Genomic DNA, 22669 nt, shown 5'->3' with positions numbered 1-22669 from the left:
ACTGGCCTGGACCAAAGGAATGGACTTGCGATGAATGAGTGGGCCCCAGACTTTCTCGGGCCAGGTTTCGAGCAGCGTGCTTTGGCTGGCGATCCGGGCGGGACGCTTGTGCGCTTCCTTCCGAAGACGACGGCGGAGGCGGCGCCGGCGCTTGTCTACGTCCACGGCTGGAGCGACTACTTCTTCAATGCGGAACTCGCTCAGTTCACGGTTCGGCGCGGGTGGCGGTTCTACGCGCTCGATCTCCCCGAACACGGCAGGAGCATCCAACCCGGCGGCCTACCGGGGTACCTGCCATCCATCGGTCACTACCTCGCCAGCATCGATGCGGCCCTCACCGCGGTGTGCAAGGAGAGCCAAAGGCCTGTGGTGCTCATGGGGCACTCGACCGGAGGGCTCGCCGTCGCGCTCGAGGCCCAGCAGCGACCCGAGCGCCTGAGCGCTGTCGTCCTCAGCAGCCCCTGGCTCGCACCTCACGGTGGGCGGACGGCCGGGCGTGTGCTGGAACGCGTGCTCGACGGCGCGGCGCGGCGCCGTCCCGACCGGATCCTCCCGCTTCCCGCGCGCGGGTACTTCTGGCGTGCGATCGCGCGAGAGGCCGGAGGCGAGTGGGACTTGCGGTCTGACTATCGGCCTCGCACGGCGTTTCCCATTCGAGCGGGGTGGCTGCGGTCGATCCTCGCTGCCCAGCGGCAGCTGGCAAGCGGACCTTGCATCGCGGTACCCGCCCTGCTGCTCGCGGCGGCCAAGAGCGATACGGGCCTGGTATGGCGCGAGCACATGCGCACCCGCGACGCCGTGCTCTCGATCCGTCCGATGCGGCGCGCCGCCGCTGCCGTCTGCTCGTCACTCGACGAGGTGCTCGTACCCGGCGGGCTGCATGATGTCCTGCTTTCGGCCCCGGCCGTGCGGCATGAAGCCTATGAGCGGCTCGGTGCCTGGCTCGACGTCGCCTTGTCGACCGCTCCCCCGTACCGGCGGTCGCGCCGCGCGTAGATTTCGACCGCCTCCCAGAGGGTCCGTCGGTCCACGTCCGGCCACAGCGTGTCCATGAAGACCATCTCGGCATAGGCGGCCTGCCACAGCATGAAGTTGCTCAGCCGCTGCTCACCCGAGCTGCGGAGGAACAGATCGACGTCGGGCAGGTCCGGTTCGTCGAGATAGCGCTGCACCGTTTTCTCCGACACAGCGCGCGGACTCAGCCGCCCCTCGGCCACGTCACGCGCGATGGCGGCGGCAGCGTCGGCGATCTCGGCTCGCCCGCCGTAGTTGACGCACATGGTCAGGTGGCACGTCGTGTTGTCCCGAGTGAGCTCCTCGGCTTCTTCGAGCTCCTTGATCACGGAACCCCAGAGCTTGGGCCGACGACCCGCCCACCGTACGCGGACGCCCCAGGAGTTCATCGTGTCGCGCTGGCGGCGCAGCACGTCCCGGTTGAAGCCCATGAGGAAGCGGACCTCCTCGGGCGACCGCCGCCAGTTCTCGGTGGAGAAGGCGTAGACCGAGACGTACTCGATGCCGATGTCGATCGCGCCCGCCACGACATCGAGAAGCGCAGGCTCGCCGGCTTTGTGGCCCTCGATGCGCGGCAGGCCCCTCTGATTCGCCCACCGGCCGTTTCCGTCCATGACGATCGCGACGTGCCGCGGCACGAACTGGGCAGGAATCGCGGGAGGCTGGGCCCCGCTCGGATGCGGGTAGGGGGCCACTGGCTGGGACGCGCGGCGCGGTGTCACGTGGTGCTGGTCTCCTGTCGGGGATTGCTGGTCGGACTGCTCGAGGGAACGCCCTCGTCGCGTTCCACGAGCCGGAGCGAACGGACGGAACGCTCGAGATGCCACTGGACATACGCAGCCACGAGCCCTGAAGCCTCTCGGCGACTGGACTGGGCCGAAGCGTCCGCTACCCCCCAGTCGCCGGAGAGGAGGGCTGCGAGGAGGCTCACCGTCTCGGGGGCGGGGGAAGGGGAACCAGGCGGCCGGCAGTCGTGGCAGACGATGCCTCCGAGAGCAGCCGAGAACGCCGAATGCGGCCCTGGCTCGCCGCACCGAGCGCAGTCGGTGAAGCTCGGCGCCCACCCCGCCGTCGAAAGGGCCCTGAGCAGGTACGAATCGAGGATGAGATCCGGGGCGTGCGCGCCCCGGCTGAGCGCGGCAAGCCCCCCGACGAGGAGCCGATAGTGCGGAAGGGAGCCTTCGCCGTCGTTCGCTGTGAGCCGCTCCGCGGTCTCGGCCATGGCCGCAGCAGCGGTGTAGCGCGAATAGTCCGCCGCGATCTCCCGGCCATACGTGCCGCGTGCTACCGCCTGCCCGACCACCTCGAGGGAACGGCCGCGGACGAGCTGCACGTCCGCGACCATGAACGGCTCAAGCCGGGCCCCGAAACGGCTCCCCGTGCGCCGCACTCCCCGCGCCACGGCCCGCACCTGACCGTGACGCTTGGTGAGGAGGACGATGATGCGGTCGGCCTCCCCCAGCCGATAGGTGCGCAGCACGACGCCGTCGTCGCGGTAGCTCCGCGCAGCGAACGTCGATTCGGCCATGGATTAGATTCTCCCACCGTGCCCTGCCCGCCGCCTGCAAGGACCGGCGGGCAGGGCACGTTGCCTGGAGATCGCGTCAGACTCAGGCGACCTCGAGGGCGCCGTCGCGGAGCGCGCGGTTCACGGCCGAGATGACGGCCTTGAGGGCTGCGAGGCTCGTGTTCGCGTCGATGCCGACGCCCCACAGGATCCGCTCGCCGATCCCGCACTCGACATACGCAGCGGCCCGAGCGCTGCCGCCCTCAGAGAGGGCATGCTCCGTGTAGTCGAGGACGCGGACGTCGACGCCCTCGTGCGCGAAGATATCCAGCAGCGCGGCGATCGGACCGTTCCCGATGCCCGTTCGGCGCACTTGGGCCCCGTCGATCCGCAGAGTGGCCTCGAGGGTCATGCTCCCGTCCTCGCCCGTCTCCGTGCTCACCGAGGAGAGCGCATAGCGGCCCCACGCCTTGCCGCCGTCGACCGACGACGCCGGCAGGTACTCGTCGCTGAAGATCTCCCAGAGCACGCTCGGGCTGACCTCGCCGCCAGCGGTGTCCGTGTGCTCCTGGATGACCCGCGAGAACTCGATCTGGGCCCGCCGCGGGAGATCCAGATTGTGCTCGTTCTTCAGCAGGTAGGCCACGCCGCCCTTGCCGGACTGAGAATTGACCCGGATCACAGCCTCGTACGTGCGGCCGATGTCCTTCGGGTCGATCGGCAGGTACGGAACCTGCCACGTGAAGTCCTCCACCGGCACGCCGGCGGCCGCCGCGTCCCGCTCGAGCGCCTCGAGGCCCTTCTTGATCGCGTCCTGGTGCGAGCCCGAGAAGGCCGTGAAAACGAGGTCCCCGCCGTACGGGGAGCGCTCCGCCACGGGGAGCTGGTTGCAGTACTCGACCGTGCGCCGGATCTCGTCGATGTTGGAGAAGTCGATCATCGGGTCAATGCCCTGCACGAACAGATTGAGCCCCAGCGTCACGAGATCCACGTTCCCCGTGCGCTCGCCGTTGCCGAACAGGCAGCCCTCGATGCGGTCGGCCCCCGCGAGATAGCCGAGCTCCGCCGCGGCAACGCCCGTGCCCCGGTCGTTGTGCGGGTGCAGGCTCAGGATGATGCCCTCCCGCGGGTGCAGATTGCGGCTCATCCACTCGATCGAGTCGGCGTAGACGTTGGGCGTCGCCATCTCGACGGTCGCCGGCAGGTTGACGATCACCTGGCTGTCGGCCGACGCCTCGAAGATCTCGGCCACCCTGTTGCAGACCCGCGCGGCGTACTCGAGCTCGGTGCCCGTGAACGACTCGGGAGAGTACTCGTAGGTGATGTGCGTGTCCGGGATGGTCTCCTCGTACTTCTTGCACAGCAGCGCGCCCTGGACCGCGATGTCCAGGATGCCTTCCTCGTCCGAGTTGAAGACCACCCGGCGCTGCAGCACCGAGGTCGAGTTGTAGAGGTGCACGATGGCGCTCTTCGCGCCGGCGAGGGACTCATACGTCCGCTCGATGAGGTGCTCGCGCGCCTGGGTGAGGACCTGGATCGTGACGTCGTCCGGGATGTGGCCACCCTCGATCAGCTGGCGCACGAAGTCGAAGTCCGTCTGCGACGCCGAGGGGAAGCCGACCTCGATCTCCTTGTAGCCCATCTCCACGAGGAGCTTGAACATCTTCAGCTTCCGCGCCGGGCTCATCGGGTCGATCAGCGCCTGGTTGCCGTCTCGCAGGTCCACAGCGCACCAGCGGGGTGCCTTCTCGATGCGCTTGTCAGGCCACGTACGGTCCGGAAGTTCAACGGTGATCTGCTCGTGGAACGGAACGTAGCGGTGGACGGGCATGCCCGAGGGCTTCTGTGCATTGCGCATGGTTTTACTGTAGGCCTTTCTCAAAAGCTGGGATCCACTGCGGCCGGGCGTGAGAAAACTCCGCGGCGGGGATCCGGCCTAGCCGGTCCGGAATGGTCCGTCCGTCAGCTACAGGGCCCCGCCACGGCAGCTAAGAAGGAGAAGGCGCTGCGCGTGTGGCACATCGCCACCATAGCATGCGGCCCGGGACGCACGACGGCGGTACCCGCCTCAGACCCCTCGCCGCGCCTAAGATGAAGCCACCCGAGCATGCCGAGGAGGCACCATGACCGAGAGCACCACTGCGCCATCCGGCGTGGACCGTGAGTACTTCGACGACAGCGTGCGCCCCCAAGACGACCTCTATCGGCACGTCAATGGCGCGTGGCTCCGCGAGACCGAGATCCCGTCCGACCGGGCGCTCGTCGGGACGTTCGTGCAGCTGCGGGATCGGGCCGAGGAGGACGTGCGCGCCCTCATCGGGGATCTCGCCGAGACCGAGCACCCGGCCGGTTCCGACGAGGAGAAGATCGGCGCGATGTACCGGTCCTTCATGGATGAAGAGCGCGCCGCCCAGCTGGGCGCTCAGCCGCTCCGGGACCTGCTTGCCGAGGTGGATGGGATTGCCGATGCGGAAGGGCTCGTGCGCACGTCGGCTCGACTCGCTCGGGGCGGCAGCGAGGGCCTCTTCGGCTACTACGCTGCGCCCGACGCCGGGAACCCGGAGCGCGTGCTGCTTTATGTCTCCCAAGGCGGATTGGGGCTGCCGGACGAGTCGTACTACCGCGAAGAGCGGTTTGCCGAGGTCCGGGACGCCTATGCGACCTATCTGACGGACGTCTTCACCCTCATAGGTTCCGCCGACCCTGCTGAAGACGCCGCCGCCGTCGTCCGCCTCGAGACGCGGCTCGCCGGCCTGCACTGGGACCGCGTAACCCTTCGGGACCCCCAGAAGACCTACAACCTGTACACCCACGAGCAAGCCGAAGCCGTATTCCCGCATTTCGCCGCCTGGGGCGAGGAGACCGGGGTGACGGAGACCGCGCGAGCCGAGCTCGTCGTCGGCAATCCCGGTTTCCTCTCCGGCGTCGGCCCTCTCTTGGCCGAGGTCCCGCTCGAGGATTGGAAGCGCTGGCTCACCGCTCACGTGGTGTCGGCGTCGGCGCCGTTCCTCTCCCCCGAATTCGTGGACCGGCATTTCGCGTTCTACGGGACCGTGCTCAGCGGAACCCCCGAGAACAAGGAGCGCTGGAAGCGTGGGGTGGCCACGGTCGAGAACGGGCTCGGCATGGCGGTGGGGCGCCTGTACGTCGAGCGCCACTTCCCCGCCGAGCACAAGGAGTCGATGCAGGCCCTCGTAGCCGACCTCGTCGAGGCGTACCGCCAGAGCATCTCGGTGCTGCCGTGGATGAGCCCCGAAACCCGAGAGCGCGCTCTCGAGAAGCTCGCCGCCTTCAGGTCCAAGATCGGCTATCCGGACGAGTGGATTGACTTCTCTGGCGTGGAGATCCGCGAAGATGACCTTCTGGGGAATGTGCGGCGTGCCCACGCAGGGGAGCTCGACCGGCTCCTCGACGAGATTGGCAAGCCCGTGGATCGAATCAAGTGGCTTATGACGCCGCAGACGGTGAACGCGTACTATCACCCGCTCATGAACGAGATCGTCTTCCCCGCAGCGATCCTCCAGCCGCCGTTCTACCACCCGGACGCTGATCCCGCGGTGAACTACGGGGGAATTGGCGCTGTGATCGGCCACGAGATCGGTCACGGCTTCGATGACCAAGGCTCGCAGTTCGACGGTACCGGCGCCCTGCGCAATTGGTGGACCGACGATGACCGGCAGGCCTTCGAGGCGCTCACCGCGCGCCTCGTCGAGCAGTTCGAAGTCCTCTCCCCCGCCGAGGCGCCCGGCCACACGGTGAACGGACGACTCACCCTCGGCGAGAACATCGGGGACCTGGGCGGGCTCGGAATTGCCTTCAAGGCGTACCGACTACACCTCGGCGACACCGAGGCACCCGTGATCGACGGCCTCACGGGAGACCAGCGCTTCTTCATCTCGTGGGCCACGGTGTGGCGGCAGGTCTGCCGGTCGGAGGAAGCGATCCGACGTCTCGCGATCGACCCGCACTCGCCCAACGAGTTCCGCACCAACACCATCGCCCGGAACTTGACCGCGTTCCATGAAGCGTTCGGCGTCTCCGACGGGGACGGCATGTGGCTGGCGCCCGAGGATCGCGTCGAGATCTGGTAATCACCTCAGTCAGCAGCAAAGGGCCCCGGTTTCCTTCGGGAAGGCGAAGGAAACCGGGGCCCTTTCTGTACCCGTGGTGCTGATGGGGCGTGGTAGCTGTACCCGAAAACTACTGGCCGAAGGCTGCCTGGCAGGTGTTGTCAGCAGCGGTCTGCGAGACGACCGTATCGGGGAGCTTCGGCGTGTAGTGGGTTCCGCTCGTGAAGTCCTGCCCGGCATAGACCTGCACGCCGCTGATGGCCGCGGCCTGGACCTGCCCTTCAGGGATGCCGAGCGAGGCGGCAACGTCCTTGGCGACATCCTGGAAGTTCGGGCCGTAGTAGACGTTCGTCGTGGCGACGGGCGGCGCCGCGAATGCGGTCGTCTTCGTGAAGCCTTGGTCCTTCAGGAACGTGGCGAGGGCCGTAGCCTGCGCTGCAACACCCGTTCCGTTCGCCACGGCAACGGACTGGAGGGCCTTGTTGTACGCCGGCGCGGCGGCCGTGGGAGCAGCGGACGACGGCGTAGCCCCGGCCGTGCTGGATGCGCTCGCCGGTGCGCTGGACGGCGGTGCGGTCAGGTCGCGATTCGCCCTGAGCGCTTCGAAGAGCGCGCCGGCGTCGGGCTGCTTGACCTGAACGCGGTTGGGATCCTCCGTGAAGGGCTCCCAGGGCACGGTGACGAACGCGACCTTCGAGAGGTCCACGGAACGCAGCCGGGTGGCGATCGTGATCATCGACTGAGGATTGGCCAAGCCCGAGTCGACCGTGAGGTTCTTGGTGATCGTGTCCGCAATGCTCAGGAGCTTGGGAACGTCCGTGAGCGTTCCGTCCGACTTGACCTTGCGGGCGAGCGAGGCGAGGAACTCCTGCTGCGACTTGATCCTCGAAAGATCGCTTCCGTCGCCCACCCCGTGGCGGCTGCGAAGGAAGGAGAGGGCCATCTCGCCCTGGATCGTGGAGGTCCCGGCGGGCAGCTTGAGGCCCGACATCGGATCGTCAATGGGGGCCGTCACGCAGACCTGGACGCCGCCGATCGTGTTCGAGAGGTCCTTGACCGCGTTGAAGTCGGCGACCATGAAGTGATCGATCTGGAGCCCGGTCAGCTTGTTCACGGTGTCCACGGTGCAGCCCGGCCCGGCTTCCTTCATTGCCGCATTGATCTGGCCAATCGGCTGAGCTGGATAGTCCTTCCCGGTCTGCGGGTCATGACACGCCGGAATCGGCACCATGAGGTCGCGCGGGAAGCTGGTCATCGAGACGACCTTGTTGTCCGCCGAGATGTTCATGAGGATCATGACGTCCGAGTTGCCGTACCCGGAGCTGTCGTCCTGGGAGCCGTAGGCGGCATCGGCGCCGGCCCGCGTGTCCGTTCCGATGATGAGGATCTGGAGGGGGTCGGTCGCGTCGTTGCTCGCATCGGCTTTCGCGTTGCCTGCGCTGAGCGGAGCCTCGTGGATATTGTTCTGGAGGCGCCACGTCCAGTACCCGGCAAAAGCAATGGCTCCGACGAGCCCGAGGGCGACGATGCCGCCGAGGATCTTGACCCACAGGGGTACTTTGCGGCGCGTCCGGGCATGACGCGGGGCGGGCCCTGATGTGACCAAGTGGATCCTCCGGTAGAAAATGCTTCTTTCCAGTTTACAGAAGCACCTGAGCGGAGGCTGTGATGGCTCAGAAGCCCAATCGCCCGAGCTGCTTCGGATCGCGCTGCCAGTCCTTGGCCACCTTCACGTGGAGGTCCAGATAGATCCGGGTCCCGAGCAGCCCTTCGATCCCCTTCCGCGCCCGCGACCCGACGTCGCGCAGCCGCTCGCCGCCTCGGCCGATGATGATCGCCTTCTGCGACGGGCGCTCCACGTAGAGGTTCACCCGCACGTCGAGGAGGGGATTGTCCTCGGGCCGGCCCTCCCGCGGGACGATCTCGTCGACCACTACGGCGAGCGAGTGCGGCAGCTCGTCGCGCACTCCCTCGAGGGCAGCCTCGCGCACGAGTTCGGCCACCATCACGGCCTCCGGCTCATCCGTGAGCTCCCCATCCGGATAGAGGGGCGGCGAGGGCGGCATGTGCGAAATGAGGACGTCCGCCACCGTCTCGACCTGGAAGCCGTCCTTCGCGGAGACCGGAACGATGTCCGCGAAACCGTCCCCGCCGAGGACCTCCCGTCCTAGCTCTGTGACCGCGAGGAGTTGCTGCGCGAGCGCTCCGCGGTCCACGAGGTCCGCCTTCGTGACCAGGGCCACGACCGGCTTGCGGCCGACTGCGGCGAGCTGGTTCGCGATGAAGCGGTCACCGGGGCCGATGCGTTCGTTGGCCGGCAGGCAGAACCCGATCGCGTCCACTTCGGAGAGGGTCTCGGCGACGAGGTCATTGAGCCGCTGCCCGAGGAGGGTGCGAGGCCGGTGGAGGCCCGGCGTGTCCACGAGGATGAGCTGGGCATCCGCGCGGTGCACGATGCCGCGGATCGTGTGCCGCGTGGTCTGGGGCTTCGCCGACGTGATGGCAACCTTCTGGCCCACGAGGGCGTTCGTGAGCGTCGACTTTCCCGCATTCGGGCGGCCGACGAGGACCACAAATCCAGCCCGGAAGCCGCCGTCGTCCGCTGCCTCCGCCTGCTGCCCGCGCGCGGTGCGCCCCCTGTGCTCAGCCATGCTGCCTCCCTGTTGCTTCGCTGTCATGGCGGCCGGCTTCGCCCGCCCACTGGTCTTCTTCGGAGCCCGCCGGTTCGGCGCGCCGGACGAGGAGGTGGCTCACCCGCTTGCGGCGGCCTTCGAGGCGCTCCGCGGTCAGCCGGATGCCGTCGACCTCCGCCGTACTGCCCACGATCGGAACCCTCCCGATCGCCTTGGCCAGGAGTCCCCCGGCGGTATCGACCTCGTCGTCCTCGATGTCCTCGTCGAACAGTTCGCCCAGATCATCGAGGCTCATCCGGGCTTGAATGCGGTAGACGCCCGGCTCGACCTCAACTGACTCGACATCGTCTTCGTCGTATTCGTCCGCGATCTCCCCCACCAGCTCTTCGATGAGGTCCTCGAGGGTGACGAGCCCCGCGACGCCGCCGTATTCGTCGACGACGATGGCCAGGTGCGTCGACTCTCGCTGGAGTTCCTTGAGCAGTTCGCTGACGGGCTTCGATTCCGGGACGAAGCGCGGCTCGCGGACGTGCAGTTCGACGGGCTCGCCGACGGCCTCGGGCGCCTCGTGGAGTCTCGCGGCGACGTCCTTCAGATAGAGGATGCCCCGCACATCGTCGAGATTCTCGACGTAGACCGGTAGGCGCGAACAGCCTGACCGCAGGAAGAGGGACATCGCCTGCCGGAGGGTCGAACCGGCCTCGATGCCGATGACGTCCGTCCGCGGCACCATGACGGCGCGCACGAGGGTCTCCCCCAGTTCGAAGACAGACTGCAGGAGCTCGGCCTGCGCGTCCTCGAAATCCTCGGAATCGCTCGCACGCTCCACGAATTCGCGCAGCTCGTCCGTGGAGTAGATCGCGTCTTCTTCGTTGGGGTCCGTGCCGGTCGCGGCCGAGCCGATCGAGACGAGCCATCCCGGGATGGGGCCGAGGATCCGCCGAAGCCAGGAGGTCAGCGGCGCCGTCCACGCTGCGACCGCGAGGGCATGCCTCCGCCCGAGCTGGCGGGGAGACACTCCGACCAGCAGGAAGCCGATGAGGGCCATGACGATGGTGGCCGCGAGCCCGGCAAGCCAGATGTTCTCCAGCCAGCTCAGCATCAGGACGGCGACCGCCACGGCCGAAGCGGTCTCAAACCAGATGCGCCAGAAGCGCAGGGCACGCACATGGGGAATCGGGGTCGCGAGCACCGTCGCGAGGGCCTTCGCGTGGCCTTCCTCGATGCGTTCCTCGGCCTCGTGGCGCGGCAGGAACGCGAGGGCGGCCTCAACCGCCGTCAGGAGTGCAGCAAGCGCCGTGAACGCCAGCGCCATGGCCAGCAGGACGGCGACGGTCACGCCATCGTCTCCTTCGGGGCGGGGCGGCCGAGGAACTCGGTGAGCAGCTCGCGCTGCAGGCCGAACATCTCCTCGCGCTCCTCGGGTTCGGCATGGTCGAAGCCCAACAGATGGAGGACCCCGTGCGTGGCGAGCAGGAGCATCTCGTCGTCCGTCGAGTGGCCGCCGCGTGCGGCCTGCGCGGTCGCCACCTGAGGACAGATCGCAATGTCCCCGAGCATTCCCTGAGGCGTGGGGCGCCCCGGGGTGCCGGGCGTCAGCTCGTCCATGGGAACGGAGAGCACGTCCGTCGGCCCCGGCTCGTCCATGAGCTCGAGGTGGAGGCGTTCCATCGCAGCTTCATCGACGAGGAGGATCGAGAGTTCGGTCTGTGGATGCAGCCAGAGGCGATCGAAGATGAACCGTCCCAATCGGACGAGGGCCTCCTCGTCGACCGCGATACCGGACTCGTTGTTGACTTCGATGCTCACGGCTCAAGCTTAGACGCCGGGGATCGCTCGGCACCTGCCGACCGCCGCTGGCGGTCGGAGTGCTGCCGGGCGCGCTCCGCCTTCGCCCGCTGCCGGTCGTCCCACCGCCCATACGCGTCGACGATGTCGGACACGAGCCGATGCCGAACTACGTCCGTGGCGTCCAGAACGGAGAAGCTGACGTCCTCGATGCCATCGAGGATCTCCTGGACGATGCGAAGCCCGGAGGATGTTCCAGACGGCAGGTCCACCTGCGTGACGTCTCCCGTGACCACCATCTTCGAGCCGAAGCCGAGTCGGGTGAGGAACATCTTCATCTGCTCCGGCGTGGTGTTCTGAGCCTCGTCGAGGATGATGAACGCGTCGTTGAGCGTCCGCCCGCGCATGTAGGCCAGAGGCGCGACCTCGATCGTGCCCGCCGCCATGAGGCGCGGGATCGATTCCGGGTCGATCATGTCGTGCAGCGCGTCGTAGAGCGGACGCAGGTAGGGATCGATCTTGTCGTTGAGGGTCCCCGGGAGGAACCCGAGCCGCTCCCCCGCCTCGACGGCCGGGCGCGTCAGGATGATCCGGCTCACATCCTTGTGCTGGAGGGCCTGGACTGCCTTGGCCATCGCCAGATAGGTCTTGCCGGTGCCTGCCGGGCCGATACCGAAGATCACGGTGTTCGCGTCGATGGCGTCCACGTAGTCCTTCTGGTTCGCGGTCTTCGGCCGGATCGTGCGGCCGCGGCTTGTCAAGATGTTGTGGGTCAGAACGTCCGACGGGCTCGTGACCGTCTGCTCGCGCAGCATGGCCACGAGCTGCGCAAGGGAGGCTGGGGTGACGGGGGTTCCGCGCTCGGCGAGGGCCGCGACTTCTTCGAAGAGGCGCTTGATGTTGGGAGCCTCCGCCGGCGGCCCGACGATCGTCAGTTCATTGCCGCGGACGTGGATCGATACCGAGGGGAACTGCTCTTCTACGTACCGGAGGGCCTCATCGCGGGGGCCGAGGATGTGGACCATGTCATCCCCTGACGCGAAGCGGATGACTTCTGTCCGGGTGGTGGGCGTCGTGTGCGGGAACTCCGCTGTCAAAGGCCTTTTCTCTCCTCGATCGGTGCGTGTCGGTCCATGCTAACGCTAGGTATCGATCCCGCATCACTTGGGCCACGAACATGCTCTGGCCGGCGTTGAGGCCGACCTGCTGTGTCAAGCTGGATCAGTCCGGGGAGGCGCTGGCAGGGGGCCACGCGCACCCCTGCCTTCTGGGCATCTGCGCGATGCCCTTGCGACCAGCACGGAGGACTCCATGACCGCTAGACGACCGAGCCGGAAGCCGCTCAGGCTCCGCGCCCTCGGCGTCGTCGCCGTCGTCGGAATGCTGTTCCTTTCGGGCTGCACGGCGAGCGGGCAGCCGCAGCCCACCATCGCTGCCGGAGCCTCACCGGGAATCTCGGGGCAGGGAGCGACCGCGAGCGTGCCCCTCGAGACCTCGCAGACCTCGACGAAGTCGCCCGTGTATTGGCTCGGCAGGGCCCGAGACGGTGTCTACCTCTACCGCGAGTTCAGAGACGCGAGCGGCAACGAGAACCCCGTGGCCAAGGCCCTGCGCCTCATGATGTCTGTCAAGCCGCTCGATCAGAACCTCTTCACGCCGTGGCAGGCGCCCAAGAAGCTCGCGGCGTCGATCTCGGGGCGCAACGTCATCACTGTGGATGTCTCCTCTGACGCCTTCAACAGCAGCGTCGACGAGCAGACGGCGCAGCTCGCCGTCCAGCAGCTGGTCTACACGGCAACCGCCGCGGCAGCCAGCGCGGGCGTGATCGACACCGGGCAGCCGGTCCAAGTCATGCTCCTGGTGGATGGGCGCACCGACCAGCTGGCGTTCAACCGCGTCCAGCTCGGGCAGCTCATGCAGCGCGACCCGTCGATGGTAGCGCCCATGTGGATCATCGATCCTCAGGCCGGGACCACCTCTGCCCACGGTCAGCTGGCCGTGTACGGGCGCACGACGACGCCCGGCGAGCAGGTGTTCTGGCAGGTTTCCCGCGCGGAGGTCAAGGGCGAGAAGGCTGCGCCGCTCGCCAGCGGCCACGTCGACGCCGCCGGGGCCGGGCCAACCCAGGGCCAGTTCCGCTTCTCCGTCAACCTGCCCGCGGGCAAGTACGTGCTGCGCGTCTTCCCGAGCGACCCGGGCACGGGCGACGCGTCCGCCTCGGCCTGGGACTCCAAGGACGTCACGGTCGGGCCCTGAGGCGCGACTCCTCCCGCCAGCGACCCCGTCAGGGCCTGGCCGGCCAGCGTCCCAGACGATCGCCCGCGATGGCGAGAGCCGCAGGCCCGGCGGTCGATGAGCGAAGGACGTGGGGGGCAAGCAGCGCCAGCCGTGCGCCGGCAACCACGAAGCGGTCCAGTTCGGCGGGCGAGATTCCGCCTTCAGGGCCGACGACGAAGAGCACCTCGCCATCTCCGTCAGGCGCAGTCTCAGAGAAGGCGTCCAGCAACGCGCCGAGTGGTTCCTCCGCATCCTCATGGAGAACCACAGCCAGAGCCGCCCGGTTCATCCGTGCGGCGAGGGCAGCGCCGTCGTGCACTTCTTCGACCACAGGGAGCCACGCGCGGCGGGATTGCTTCGCGGCAGCCCCGACCACGGTGCGCCACTTGCCGAGCGACTTCGCAGCGCGGTCGCCCTTCCAACGGACGATGGATCGTTCCGCCTGCCAGGGGATGATGCCGTCGACCCCGAGTTCCGTGGCGGCCTCGGCGGCCAACTCGTCGCGGTCGCCCTTGGCGAGGGCCTGGACGAGCACGAGCCGGTAGGGCGGCCGAGGCTCGCGCTCAACCGAGTCGAGGACGACGGCGAGCACGTCGCCTTCCGCACGCTGGACGCGGCCGCGGCCCCGCGTGCCCTGGCCGTCCACGAGATCGACGGGCTCCCCGGAGGCTAGCCTCTTGACGGTGGCGGCGTGGTGTCCCTCTGCGCCGCTCACGGTGGCGACGGACTTGGGTCCGAGGCCGTCAAGGCTTCCGGGCGGGACGAAGAAGACCGGGTTCGACACTCAGAGGTTTCCGAACTTGTCGCGGAGCTTCGCGAACACTCCCCCACCCGTGCCGACGAGCTTGCCCTCGGCGACGTGCTCCCCGCGGAGCTTCGCGAGCTGGCGGAGCAGCTCCTCCTGCTCGGCGTCGAGCTTCGTGGGGACCTCGACGTTGATATGCACGAGCAGATCCCCGCGGCCGGCTCCGCGCAGCCGCGCGACGCCAAGATGCGGGAGCGTGATCACGTCGCCGGATTGGGTTCCGGGCCGGAGGGTGATCGTCTGCTCGCCGTCGAACGTCTCGAACGTAAGGTCAGTGCCGAGCGCCGCGGCCGTCATGGGGACGCTCAACGTCGCATGCAGGTTGTCGCCGTCCCGCGTGAACATCGCATGCGAGGCGACGCGGATCTCGACGTAGAGGTCACCGGTCGGACCCCCCGCGGTGCCCGCCTCGCCCTGGCCGGCGAGCTGGATCCGCGTGCCCGTCGAGACGCCGGCCGGGATCTTGACGGTCAGCGAACGGCGGCTGCGCACTCGTCCCTCGCCGCCGCATTCATTGCAGGGGCTGGGGATCTCGGTGCCGAAGCCGCCGCAGGTCGGGCAGGTCGCCGTGGTCATGACCTGGCCGAGGATCGAGCGCACAGCCCGCTGCACGTGCCCGGAACCACCGCACACGCTGCAGCGCACGGGGTGGGTCCCCGGCTCGCAGCAGGAGCCCTCGCAGCGCGTGCACAGCACGGCCGTGTCCACCTCGATCTTCTTGTTGACGCCGAAGACAGCGTCTTTCAGCTCGATGCGGACCGCGATGAGGGCATCCTGGCCCCTGCGCACCCGCGACGCCGGACCTGCCTGACCGCCTCCGCCGCCGAAGAACGTCTCGAAGATGTCCTGGAACGCGAAGCCGGCACCGTTGTAGGCGCCCGAGAAGCCGTTGTCGGTTCCGTTCTCGTTGCCCGTCATGTCGTAGACCCGACGCTTCTCCGGGTCCGAGAGGACCTCGTAGGCGTGCGTGACCGCCTTGAACTGCTCGGACGCCTCCTCACCCGGATTGACGTCGGGATGAAGCTTGCGGGCCAGCTTCCGATAGGCCTTCTTGATCTCCTCGCCGCTCGCATCCGGAGACACGCCGAGGGTTTCGTAGTGGCTGCTCACTGTCTTCTTTCTCTTAGCTTCCGGCGAGGATCTTCGAGAGGTACCGCGCGACGGCGCGGACCGCCGCCATGCTCGCCGAGTAGTCCATTCGCGTGGGGCCCAGAACCCCGATCTTGGCGTCGTCGCGCCCGTAGCCCGTCGCGACGATCGAGGTTTCGGAGAGTGAATCGGCCGCGGTCTCGTGGCCGATGGCCACGGCGACGCCCCGAGCATCCGCAGCCATCTCGGACAGGAGGCGCAGGAGCACCACCTGTTCCTCGAGGGCCTCGAGCACGGGCGAGATGCTCATGAGGAAGTCGCTGTTCGACCGTGCCAGGTACGCCGTGCCTGCCGTGACGATCCGGTCCTCTCGGCTCGAGGCCGCCAAGGCGGCGAGTCCCGCGGCGAGCTCCGCAGCGACGGCCCTGTCCTCCGGCAGGAGCGAGTCCATGAGGCCGGCCAGATTTGCGCCCAGCTGCGCCACAGGCTTGCCTGACGTCGCGGCGAGGAAGCTCTGGCGCAGCAGCGAGAGCCGATCGTGGTCGAGGTCCTCACCCACGGTGACGACGCGCTGCTCGACTGTTCCGCTGTCTGCGATGAGCACCAGCAGGACCTGACGGGGAGCGAGTCCCACCGCCTCGACGTGGCGCACGCGCGCACGCCCCAGCTGGGGGTATTGGACGACGGCGACCTGATTCGTCAGGTGGGAAAGGAGGCGCACGGTGCGCTCGAGGACGTCGTCGAGGTCGTCGGCCCCATCGAGGAGGGATTGGATCGCCTGCTTCTCGGCCGGCGACAGCGGACGCACCGCGGCCAGCTGGTCGACGAAGACGCGATACCCCTTGTCCGTGGGTACACGTCCCGCGCTCGTATGCGGCGCCGCGATCAGCCCTTCATCCTCGAGTGCAGCCATGTCGTTGCGGATCGTCGCGCTCGAAACGCCCAGACGATGCCGCTCCACGAGGGCCTTCGAACCGACAGGCTCCCGGTAGTGGACGTAGTCCTCGACGATGGCCCGCAGCACCTCGAGTTTGCGCGGCTCGTTCATTCCACCTCCCCCGCAGACAGCACCGGCGCGGTGGCCCGCGCCGTGGCTTGTGCAGACTTGCTTAGCACTCTCCATCTCCAAGTGCTAGATCTATTATGCTCCCCGGTCGCCACGAGGCTGTACCGGGGACACGCCGCAGGCCCTCGTGAGGCTTGGCCGCAGCGCGGAATAGCATGGGCGGGCCCGCCATGGTGCGGGTTCCGCTTGGAAATCCCGCAGGAGGCAGGACCGAATGTCCTACGAGCAGTGGGGGCCGGCCGAGCTCGTCGCCCCGAAGAAGACCATGCCGCCGGACGTGCCCATCGAGCTGGGCATGGTTCTCGAGGACACGCAGACCGGATGGGTCGGCGCCGTCACGCGGGTCGAGAAGTCCGGCGGCATGTACGTGTTCAGCCTCGAGGACCGCCGCGGGAAGTCCAGGACGTTCGAGCTCGGGTACGGCTTCCTCCTCGAGGGCCGCCCCGTACGTCTCACGCCACCCTCGCCGCGGCCGTCCCCGACTGGCCCGAAGCGCACCGCCTCCGGCTCGGTCGCCGTGGAGGGCGCCCGAGCGCGAGTGGCCCGTGCCAGCCGCATCTGGGTCGAGGGCAAACACGACGCAGAGCTCGTGGAGAAGGTGTGGGGGGACGACCTGCGCCTCGAGGGAATTGTGGTCGAGCCCCTCCACGGGGTGGACGATCTCGCCGCTGCCGTTGCAGAGTTCCAGCCGGGACCCCAGCGGCGCCTGGGCATCCTCGTGGACCACCTCGTGAACGGGTCGAAGGAGAGCCGTATCGCCGAGCGGGCCCTTGCCGTCCCGGGTGCTGCCGGGAACGTCCTGATCGTGGGCCACCCCTATGTGGACGTGTGGCAGGCGATCCGCCCTCAGACACTCGGAATCCCGGCGTGGCCCAGCGTCCCCAGAGGAACAGACTGGAAAACGGGCGTCCTGCGTGCGTTCGGATGGCCCCACGCCACGCCCGAAGACACCGGCCTCGCATGGCAGAAGCTCCTCGGAGCAGTGCGCACCTACGCAGACCTTGAGCCTGCGCTGCTCGGCCGCGTCGAGGAAGCCATCGACTTCCTCACGGCCTGATTGGGTATTCTGAGGTCGAACCCCGGTCCTCGAGCTATGCAAGGAAGTGCTGTGTCCCAGAACTGGCAGGATCATCGCGAGCCTCGCACCGGATGGCTCGGGAACGTCGGTGGCGGCGAGCAATTCACGGCGAGTGAAGACCGCCAGTGGGCGACACTTGCCCACTTCGGAGGGATCCTCGGATGCATCCCTTCGCTGCTCGTGTACCTCGCGTTCAAGGACCGAGGCCCGTTCACGGCGCAGGAGTCCAAGGAGGCCCTCAACTTCACGCTTCCTCCCACGCTCGCCGCCCTGCTGTTGAACCTGCTCTCGCTGATCCCGGTGGTCGGCAACGTCTTCGCCGTCCTCGCAACCCTCGTCTGGGTCGCGCTCGCTGTGATGTCCGTCGCGGCCGGCATCGAGGTCAACCGCGGCCAGCCGTTCCGCTACCGCTACAACCTCCGCTGGATCAAGTAGCTACTGCGGTTCGCCGTCGTCAGGGCATGAGTCGTCAGGGCATGAGCCGGCGCACCACGGCGTCGGCGAGGAGCCGCCCGGCAGACGTGAGCACGAGTCGCCCTCTGAAGGCCTGAGGGCCGTCCACGAGTCCCTCGGCGATGAGCGCGGCCACCTCGCGGCGCCCTGCAGGGTCGAGCACCTCGACGGGAAGTCCCGAGGCAAGCCGAAGCTCGAGGATGATGCGCTCCTCGAGGCGAGTCGCGTCGTCGAGCGTCTCGCGTCCCGCCGCAGGTGAATCGCCCGCCGCAAGGCGGGCAGCGTAGGCGCGCGGGTGCTTCACATTCCACCAGCGCACTCCACCCACGTGGGAATGGGCGCCAGGCCCGATCCCCCACCAATCGCCGCCCTTCCAGTACGCGAGATTGTGCCTGCACTCGAAGCGGGGCTCGTCCGCCGCGCCGCGCGCCCAGTTGCTGACCTCGTACCAGTGGAAGCCGGCGCCGGCGAGCACCGAATCGGCTACCTCGTATTTGGCGGCGTGGTCGTCGTCGTCAACCTCCGGAACCTGGCCGCGGCGGATCTGGGCGGCCAGCCTGGTGCCATCCTCCACGATGAGCGCGTAGGCGCTGACATGGTCTGGCTCGCACGCGAGCGCGGCGTCGAGCGAGGTCTGCCAGTCCTCCATGCTCTCGCCGGGCGTTCCGTAGATGAGGTCCAAACTGACGTCGAGGCCCGCGTCACGCGCCCAGCGGACCGCTTCGGGAACGCGGCTAGGGGTGTGAGTCCTGTCCAGGACACGCAGGACGTGCGGGACGGCTGACTGCATGCCGAAGGAGACGCGCGTGAAGCCGGCCTCGCGCAGCACCTTGAGCGACTCCGGGGTGACAGAGTCGGGATTCGCCTCGGTGGTCACCTCGGCGGCTGGTTCGAGGCCCCACTCGTCGACGGCAGCGCGCAGGATGGCTGCGAGGTCTTGGGAAGGCAGGAGCGTAGGCGTCCCGCCGCCGAAGAAGACTGTCGAGAGACGACGGCGGGGCACGCCCGAGGTGTCAAGCGCCCGGGCCGCGAGGCGGACCTCCTCCACGGCGGTCGCCGCATACTCCGCCTGCGATGCTCCCCCGCCGAGCTCGGACGCGGTGTACGTATTGAAGTCGCAGTAGCCGCAGCGCACCGAGCAGAACGGGATGTGGGCGTAAAGCGAGAAGCCCCGCGCCTCGGCGCCGATTGCCGCCTGGGGCGGCAGGACGCCGTCGGCCGGTGCGGGATCTCCTAAGGGCAGAGCGCTGGGCACCTACTTCACCGCCACCTTCGCTGCACCCGCCATCCCAAGGGCGGGCACCCAAGATTCGCTCACGTCTACTTCTTTGCCTTGTCCTTCGACTCGTCGGTGGTCAGCGCCGCGATGAAGGCCTCCTGGGGCACCTCGACCCGGCCTACCATCTTCATGCGCTTCTTGCCTTCTTTCTGCTTCTCCAAGAGCTTGCGCTTGCGGGTGATATCGCCGCCGTAGCACTTGGCGAGCACGTCCTTGCGGATGGCCCGGATGTTCTCGCGGGCGATGATGCGGGAACCGATGGCCGCCTGGATTGGGACCTCGAACTGCTGACGCGGGATGAGCTCGCGCAGCTTCGACGTCATCATCACGCCATAGGAGTAGGCCTTGTCGCGGTGCGTGATCGCGCTGAAGGCATCGACCTGCTCGCCTTGGAGCAGGATGTCCACCTTGACGAGATCCGCGGCCTGCTCCCCGTCGGCCTTCCAGTCGAGCGACGCGTACCCGCGGGTCTTCGACTTGAGCTGGTCGAAGAAGTCGAAAACGATCTCCGCCAGAGGCATCCAGTAGCGCAGCTCGACGCGATCCTCCGAGAGGTAGTCCATTCCCTTCATCTGCCCACGCCGGCCCTGGCACAGCTCCATGATTGCGCCAACGAACTCGTTGGGGGCGAGGATTGTCGCCGACACCATGGGCTCGCGCACCTCCTTGACCTTGCCAGTCGGGAATTCGCTCGGGTTCGTCACCGTGACGACCGACCGGTCCTCGAGCGTAACCTCGTAGATCACGTTCGGAGCCGTCGAGATGAGGTCCAGATTGAATTCGCGTTCGAGTCGCTCGCGGACGATCTCAAGGTGCAGCAGACCGAGGAAGCCGACGCGGAAGCCGAAGCCGAGGGCAGCCGACGTCTCGGGCTCGTACACGAGGGCCGCGTCGTTCAGCTTGAGCTTGTCGAGTGCATCGCGGAGATCGGGATAGTCCGATCCGTCCAAGGGATAGAGGCCCGAGAAGACCATGGGCTTGGGGTCCTCGTAGCCCCCGAGGGACTCGGCTGCCGGGCGGGACAGGTTCGTCACCGTGTCGCCAACCTTGGACTGCCGGACGTCCTTCACACCCGTGATGAGGTAGCCGACCTCGCCGACGCCGAGCCCCTTGCTCGGGATCGGCTCCGGTGAGATCACTCCGATCTCGAGGAGCTCGTGGCTCGCCTTCGTGGACATCATCTGGATGCGCTCACGCGGGGAGAGCGCGCCGTCGACCACGCGGACGTAGGTCACGACGCCACGATAGGTGTCGTAGACGGAGTCGAAGATCATGGCGCGCGCGGGAGCCTCCGCGTTGCCCACCGGCGCGGGGATGTCCCTCACGATGCGGTCGAGCAGGCCCTCGACGCCGACGCCCGTCTTCCCGGAGACCTTGAGGACCTCGTTGGGGTCGCCGCCGATGAGGTTCGCAAGCTCTTCCGCGTACTTCTCCGGCTGAGCTGCGGGGAGGTCGATCTTGTTCAGGACCGGAATGATGTGGAGGTCGTTCTCCATGGCGAGGTAGAGGTTCGCGAGCGTCTGGGCCTCGATGCCCTGCGCGGCGTCCACGAGGAGCACAGCACCCTCGCACGCAGCCAGCGAGCGGGAGACCTCGTACGTGAAGTCGACGTGCCCGGGGGTGTCGATCATGTTGAGGGCGAAGGCGGTGCCATCGACTTCCCAGGGCATCCGGACGGCTTGGGACTTGATGGTGATGCCGCGCTCGCGCTCGATGTCCATGCGGTCGAGGTACTGGGCCTTCATGTCACGCGGCTGCACCACGCCAGTGAACTGGAGCATGCGGTCGGCCAGCGTTGACTTCCCATGATCGATGTGCGCGATGATGCAGAAGTTGCGGATGATCGATGGATCGGTCGCGGCGGGCACCGGAGCGGTGCGGGCCTGTGGAGACACCCTGTACGTCCTCTACTGCTGTGTGCGGCTATCCTGTTGCCGATTCTGACAAGTGCTGACTTCCAAGTCTCCCACGGATCCCGCTCGCGCGGAGATCCTCCGGACGCGCCGCGCCAGCCGGTGCGGAAGCCTGCGCGGCCGCCCGTTCTGGTAATATCGAATGCTGTGTGTCCGTGCAGGTCGACGGGCACTGAAGGCCAGCTGCCATAGGCATCCCCACGCCGCTCAGTCGAGGCTGGCCTGAAAGCCCTCTAGACCCTGTCAGCGAAAACAAGAAAGTTCACACGTGGCGAACATCAAGTCCCAGAAGAAGCGGATTCTCACCAACGAGAAGGCCCGCCAGCGCAACATGGCTGTGAAGTCCGAGCTCAAGACCCTCATCCGCTCGGTCAACACCGCTGTCGACGCCTCCGACAAGGAAGCTGCGGCCGCTGCGCTGCTTCGCGCGAGCAAGAAGCTCGACAAGGCTGTGAGCAAGGGCGTCATCCACAAGAACCAGGCGGCGAACCGCAAGTCGGCCATCGCCAAGAAGGTCAGCGCACTCTGACACACACGTCAGGCTGAACGAGGGGCCGGCATCCGTCACGGATGCCGGCCCCTTTCCTGTTTTCAGGCGCCTCAGGCTGGCTGGTCTCAGACCCGCTGGCGGGCCCGGGCTGAGGCGCTCACAACGGTGAGGGCACGCTCGACGGCGTAGCCCGGGTCCCGCGCCAAACCCTTCACCTCCGCGTCGGCCTCCGCCACGGCACGGATTGCCGCAGCAAGACTCGCCGGGGTCCACCCCCGGATGTCCCGCTGCGCCTGTTCCACGAGCCACGGCTGCATTCCGAGCGTCCGCGCGATGCCCTGGGCGGAGCCCTGTTCCCCGGCAACCTTCGCGAGGGTGCGGAGCTTCGATGCGATGGCGGCAACGATCGGCACCGGATCGACTCCTGTCTCGAGGGCATGGCGGAACGACGAGAGGGCCAAGGCGCTCTTGCCTGCGAGGGCTGCGTCCGCGACCTTGAATGCCGTCGCCTCGACGCGCCCGCCGAAGTACTTCTCGACCGTGGCAGCGTCCACGGTGGAGGTTGCGTCGAGCTGGAGTTGGCTGCAGGCCGCGCCCAACTCGGCGAGACTGCTTCCTACCGCCGCCACGAGCGCATCGATCGCATCGCGGTCGATCCGCCGGCCAGAACCCTTGAACTCCGCCGCAACGAAGGCCGCCTTGTCGGAATCCTTCTTGAGGGGCTGGCAGTCGACGACGGGCGCACCCGACGCTTTGACGGCGTCGAGCAGCTTCTTGCCTCGGGTGCCGCCGGCGTGCCGGAGGACGAGCACGATGTCCGGCTCCGGCGTGGCGAGGTAGGCGAGGGCGTCCGCTAGGAAGTCCTCATTCATCGATTCGAGCCCATGCACCTCGATGAGCTTCCGCTCGCCGAACAACGAGGGCGAGGCAACGAGCAGGAGCTCTCCGGAGGTGTAGGACTGAGCATCGAGGCGAGTGACTTCGAGGCCAGGATCAGCGGCACGGGCCTGACGCCGGATGGAGTCGAGCGCCCGCGTCGCAAGGTAGTCCTCAGGACCCGAGATAAGGACGACGGGCGCGGGAGCCGCCTGACGGAAGTCGACGAGATGTGCTGGGGCGCTGCCGCGTCCTGCCTTGGGCTGACGCCCCGACGATTGACTCACGGATCCACCTTGCCATGTGCTGCACCGCCCACCAAGCCACCTAG

General features: G+C 67.7%; 20 protein-coding genes. 6 read left to right on the top strand and 14 right to left on the bottom strand.

Going from position 1 to position 22669, the window contains the following annotated elements; all coding sequences use genetic code 11:
• Positions 1–30 precede the first annotated feature (30 nt).
• Positions 31–996, top strand: a complete 966-nt coding sequence (locus E5679_RS03040; protein ID WP_171042231.1) for an alpha/beta hydrolase — start codon at positions 31–33, stop codon at positions 994–996.
• Here E5679_RS03040 and E5679_RS03035 read toward each other — a convergent pair.
• The 3 genes from E5679_RS03035 to leuA form a co-directional block, all read right to left on the bottom strand.
• A complete protein-coding gene (locus tag E5679_RS03035; protein WP_138413617.1) occupies positions 921–1736 on the bottom strand; it encodes an isoprenyl transferase in 816 nt (271 codons plus the stop codon). The genes E5679_RS03040 and E5679_RS03035 overlap by 76 nt on opposite strands.
• Complete coding sequence (recO, locus tag E5679_RS03030) at positions 1733–2542, bottom strand: DNA repair protein RecO (RefSeq protein ID WP_138413616.1); 810 nt, start codon at positions 2540–2542, stop codon at positions 1733–1735. Before recO ends, E5679_RS03035 begins: the two co-directional genes overlap by 4 nt.
• Positions 2543–2624: 82 nt before the next feature.
• The gene (gene leuA, locus E5679_RS03025) at positions 2625–4379 is read right to left on the bottom strand and encodes a 2-isopropylmalate synthase (RefSeq protein ID WP_138413615.1); all 1755 of its coding nucleotides are present in this window, start codon (positions 4377–4379) and stop codon (positions 2625–2627) included.
• 265 nt (positions 4380–4644) lie between these two features.
• Between leuA and E5679_RS03020 the strand changes: the two genes are divergently transcribed.
• The gene (locus E5679_RS03020; protein WP_138413614.1) at positions 4645–6612 is read left to right on the top strand and encodes a M13 family metallopeptidase; all 1968 of its coding nucleotides are present in this window, start codon (positions 4645–4647) and stop codon (positions 6610–6612) included.
• Positions 6613–6721: 109 nt separating this feature from the next.
• On the opposite strand, the gene E5679_RS03015 is transcribed toward E5679_RS03020, so the two are convergent.
• From E5679_RS03015 to E5679_RS02995, 5 genes are all read right to left on the bottom strand, one after another.
• Positions 6722–8197, bottom strand: coding sequence for an LCP family protein (locus E5679_RS03015; RefSeq protein WP_138413613.1), 1476 nt, complete (start codon positions 8195–8197; stop codon positions 6722–6724).
• Positions 8198–8264: 67 nt separating this feature from the next.
• On the bottom strand, positions 8265–9242 hold the full coding sequence (gene era / locus E5679_RS03010; protein WP_138413612.1) for a GTPase Era: 978 nt from the start codon (positions 9240–9242) through the stop codon (positions 8265–8267).
• Positions 9235–10563: a hemolysin family protein gene (locus E5679_RS03005; RefSeq protein WP_138413611.1), complete on the bottom strand. Its 1329-nt coding sequence runs from the start codon at positions 10561–10563 to the stop codon at positions 9235–9237. The genes era and E5679_RS03005 overlap by 8 nt, the downstream gene beginning before the upstream one ends.
• Positions 10560–11033: an rRNA maturation RNase YbeY gene (gene ybeY, locus E5679_RS03000; RefSeq protein WP_138413610.1), complete on the bottom strand. Its 474-nt coding sequence runs from the start codon at positions 11031–11033 to the stop codon at positions 10560–10562. Before ybeY ends, E5679_RS03005 begins: the two co-directional genes overlap by 4 nt.
• Entirely contained in the window at positions 11030–12109 is a 1080-nt protein-coding gene (locus E5679_RS02995) for a PhoH family protein (protein ID WP_138413609.1), read from the bottom strand. The genes ybeY and E5679_RS02995 overlap by 4 nt, the downstream gene beginning before the upstream one ends.
• Positions 12110–12323: 214 nt before the next feature.
• Here E5679_RS02995 and E5679_RS02990 point away from each other — a divergent pair, with 214 nt between their 5' ends.
• Complete coding sequence (locus E5679_RS02990; RefSeq protein WP_138413608.1) at positions 12324–13268, top strand: GerMN domain-containing protein; 945 nt, start codon at positions 12324–12326, stop codon at positions 13266–13268.
• A gap of 28 nt (positions 13269–13296) precedes the next feature.
• Here the strand turns inward: E5679_RS02990 and E5679_RS02985 are convergent, their stop codons facing one another.
• The 3 genes from E5679_RS02985 to hrcA are packed head-to-tail and all read right to left on the bottom strand — an operon-like array spanning position 13297 to position 16231.
• Positions 13297–14073: a 16S rRNA (uracil(1498)-N(3))-methyltransferase gene (locus tag E5679_RS02985; RefSeq protein WP_138413607.1), complete on the bottom strand. Its 777-nt coding sequence runs from the start codon at positions 14071–14073 to the stop codon at positions 13297–13299.
• Positions 14074–15204: a molecular chaperone DnaJ gene (dnaJ, locus tag E5679_RS02980; protein ID WP_138413606.1), complete on the bottom strand. Its 1131-nt coding sequence runs from the start codon at positions 15202–15204 to the stop codon at positions 14074–14076.
• Between the two features lie 13 nt (positions 15205–15217).
• Positions 15218–16231: a heat-inducible transcriptional repressor HrcA gene (hrcA, locus tag E5679_RS02975; protein ID WP_138413605.1), complete on the bottom strand. Its 1014-nt coding sequence runs from the start codon at positions 16229–16231 to the stop codon at positions 15218–15220.
• A gap of 232 nt (positions 16232–16463) precedes the next feature.
• Here hrcA and E5679_RS02970 point away from each other — a divergent pair, with 232 nt between their 5' ends.
• Both E5679_RS02970 and E5679_RS02965 read left to right on the top strand, forming a co-directional pair.
• Positions 16464–17306 carry a DUF3097 family protein gene (locus E5679_RS02970; RefSeq protein ID WP_138413604.1) on the top strand — a complete coding sequence of 281 codons (843 nt, stop codon included), beginning with the start codon at positions 16464–16466 and terminating at the stop codon, positions 17304–17306.
• A 51-nt stretch (positions 17307–17357) separates the two neighbouring features.
• The gene (locus tag E5679_RS02965) at positions 17358–17762 is read left to right on the top strand and encodes a DUF4870 domain-containing protein (RefSeq protein ID WP_249335918.1); all 405 of its coding nucleotides are present in this window, start codon (positions 17358–17360) and stop codon (positions 17760–17762) included.
• Positions 17763–17796: 34 nt separating this feature from the next.
• Here E5679_RS02965 and hemW read toward each other — a convergent pair whose 3' ends face one another.
• Together hemW and lepA are read right to left on the bottom strand one after the other, a co-directional pair.
• The gene (gene hemW / locus E5679_RS02960; RefSeq protein WP_138413602.1) at positions 17797–19035 is read right to left on the bottom strand and encodes a radical SAM family heme chaperone HemW; all 1239 of its coding nucleotides are present in this window, start codon (positions 19033–19035) and stop codon (positions 17797–17799) included.
• Positions 19036–19100: 65 nt separating this feature from the next.
• A complete protein-coding gene (gene lepA / locus E5679_RS02955) occupies positions 19101–20954 on the bottom strand; it encodes a translation elongation factor 4 (protein ID WP_138413601.1) in 1854 nt (617 codons plus the stop codon).
• A gap of 286 nt (positions 20955–21240) precedes the next feature.
• Between lepA and rpsT the strand changes: the two genes are divergently transcribed.
• Positions 21241–21501, top strand: a complete 261-nt coding sequence (gene rpsT, locus E5679_RS02950) for a 30S ribosomal protein S20 (RefSeq protein ID WP_138413600.1) — start codon at positions 21241–21243, stop codon at positions 21499–21501.
• 86 nt (positions 21502–21587) lie between these two features.
• On the opposite strand, the gene holA is transcribed toward rpsT, so the two are convergent.
• Positions 21588–22625 (bottom strand): DNA polymerase III subunit delta, encoded by a 1038-nt coding sequence (gene holA / locus E5679_RS02945; RefSeq protein WP_138413599.1) that lies wholly within the window; start codon positions 22623–22625, stop codon positions 21588–21590.
• Positions 22626–22669: the final 44 nt, after the last annotated feature.

The organism is Sinomonas gamaensis, from assembly GCF_005876955.1.
Taxonomy (GTDB): Bacteria; Actinomycetota; Actinomycetes; order Actinomycetales; family Micrococcaceae; genus Sinomonas; species Sinomonas gamaensis.
The sequence above is the reverse complement of the archived record's forward strand: the minus strand, read 5'-3'. Positions and strand labels throughout refer to the sequence as shown.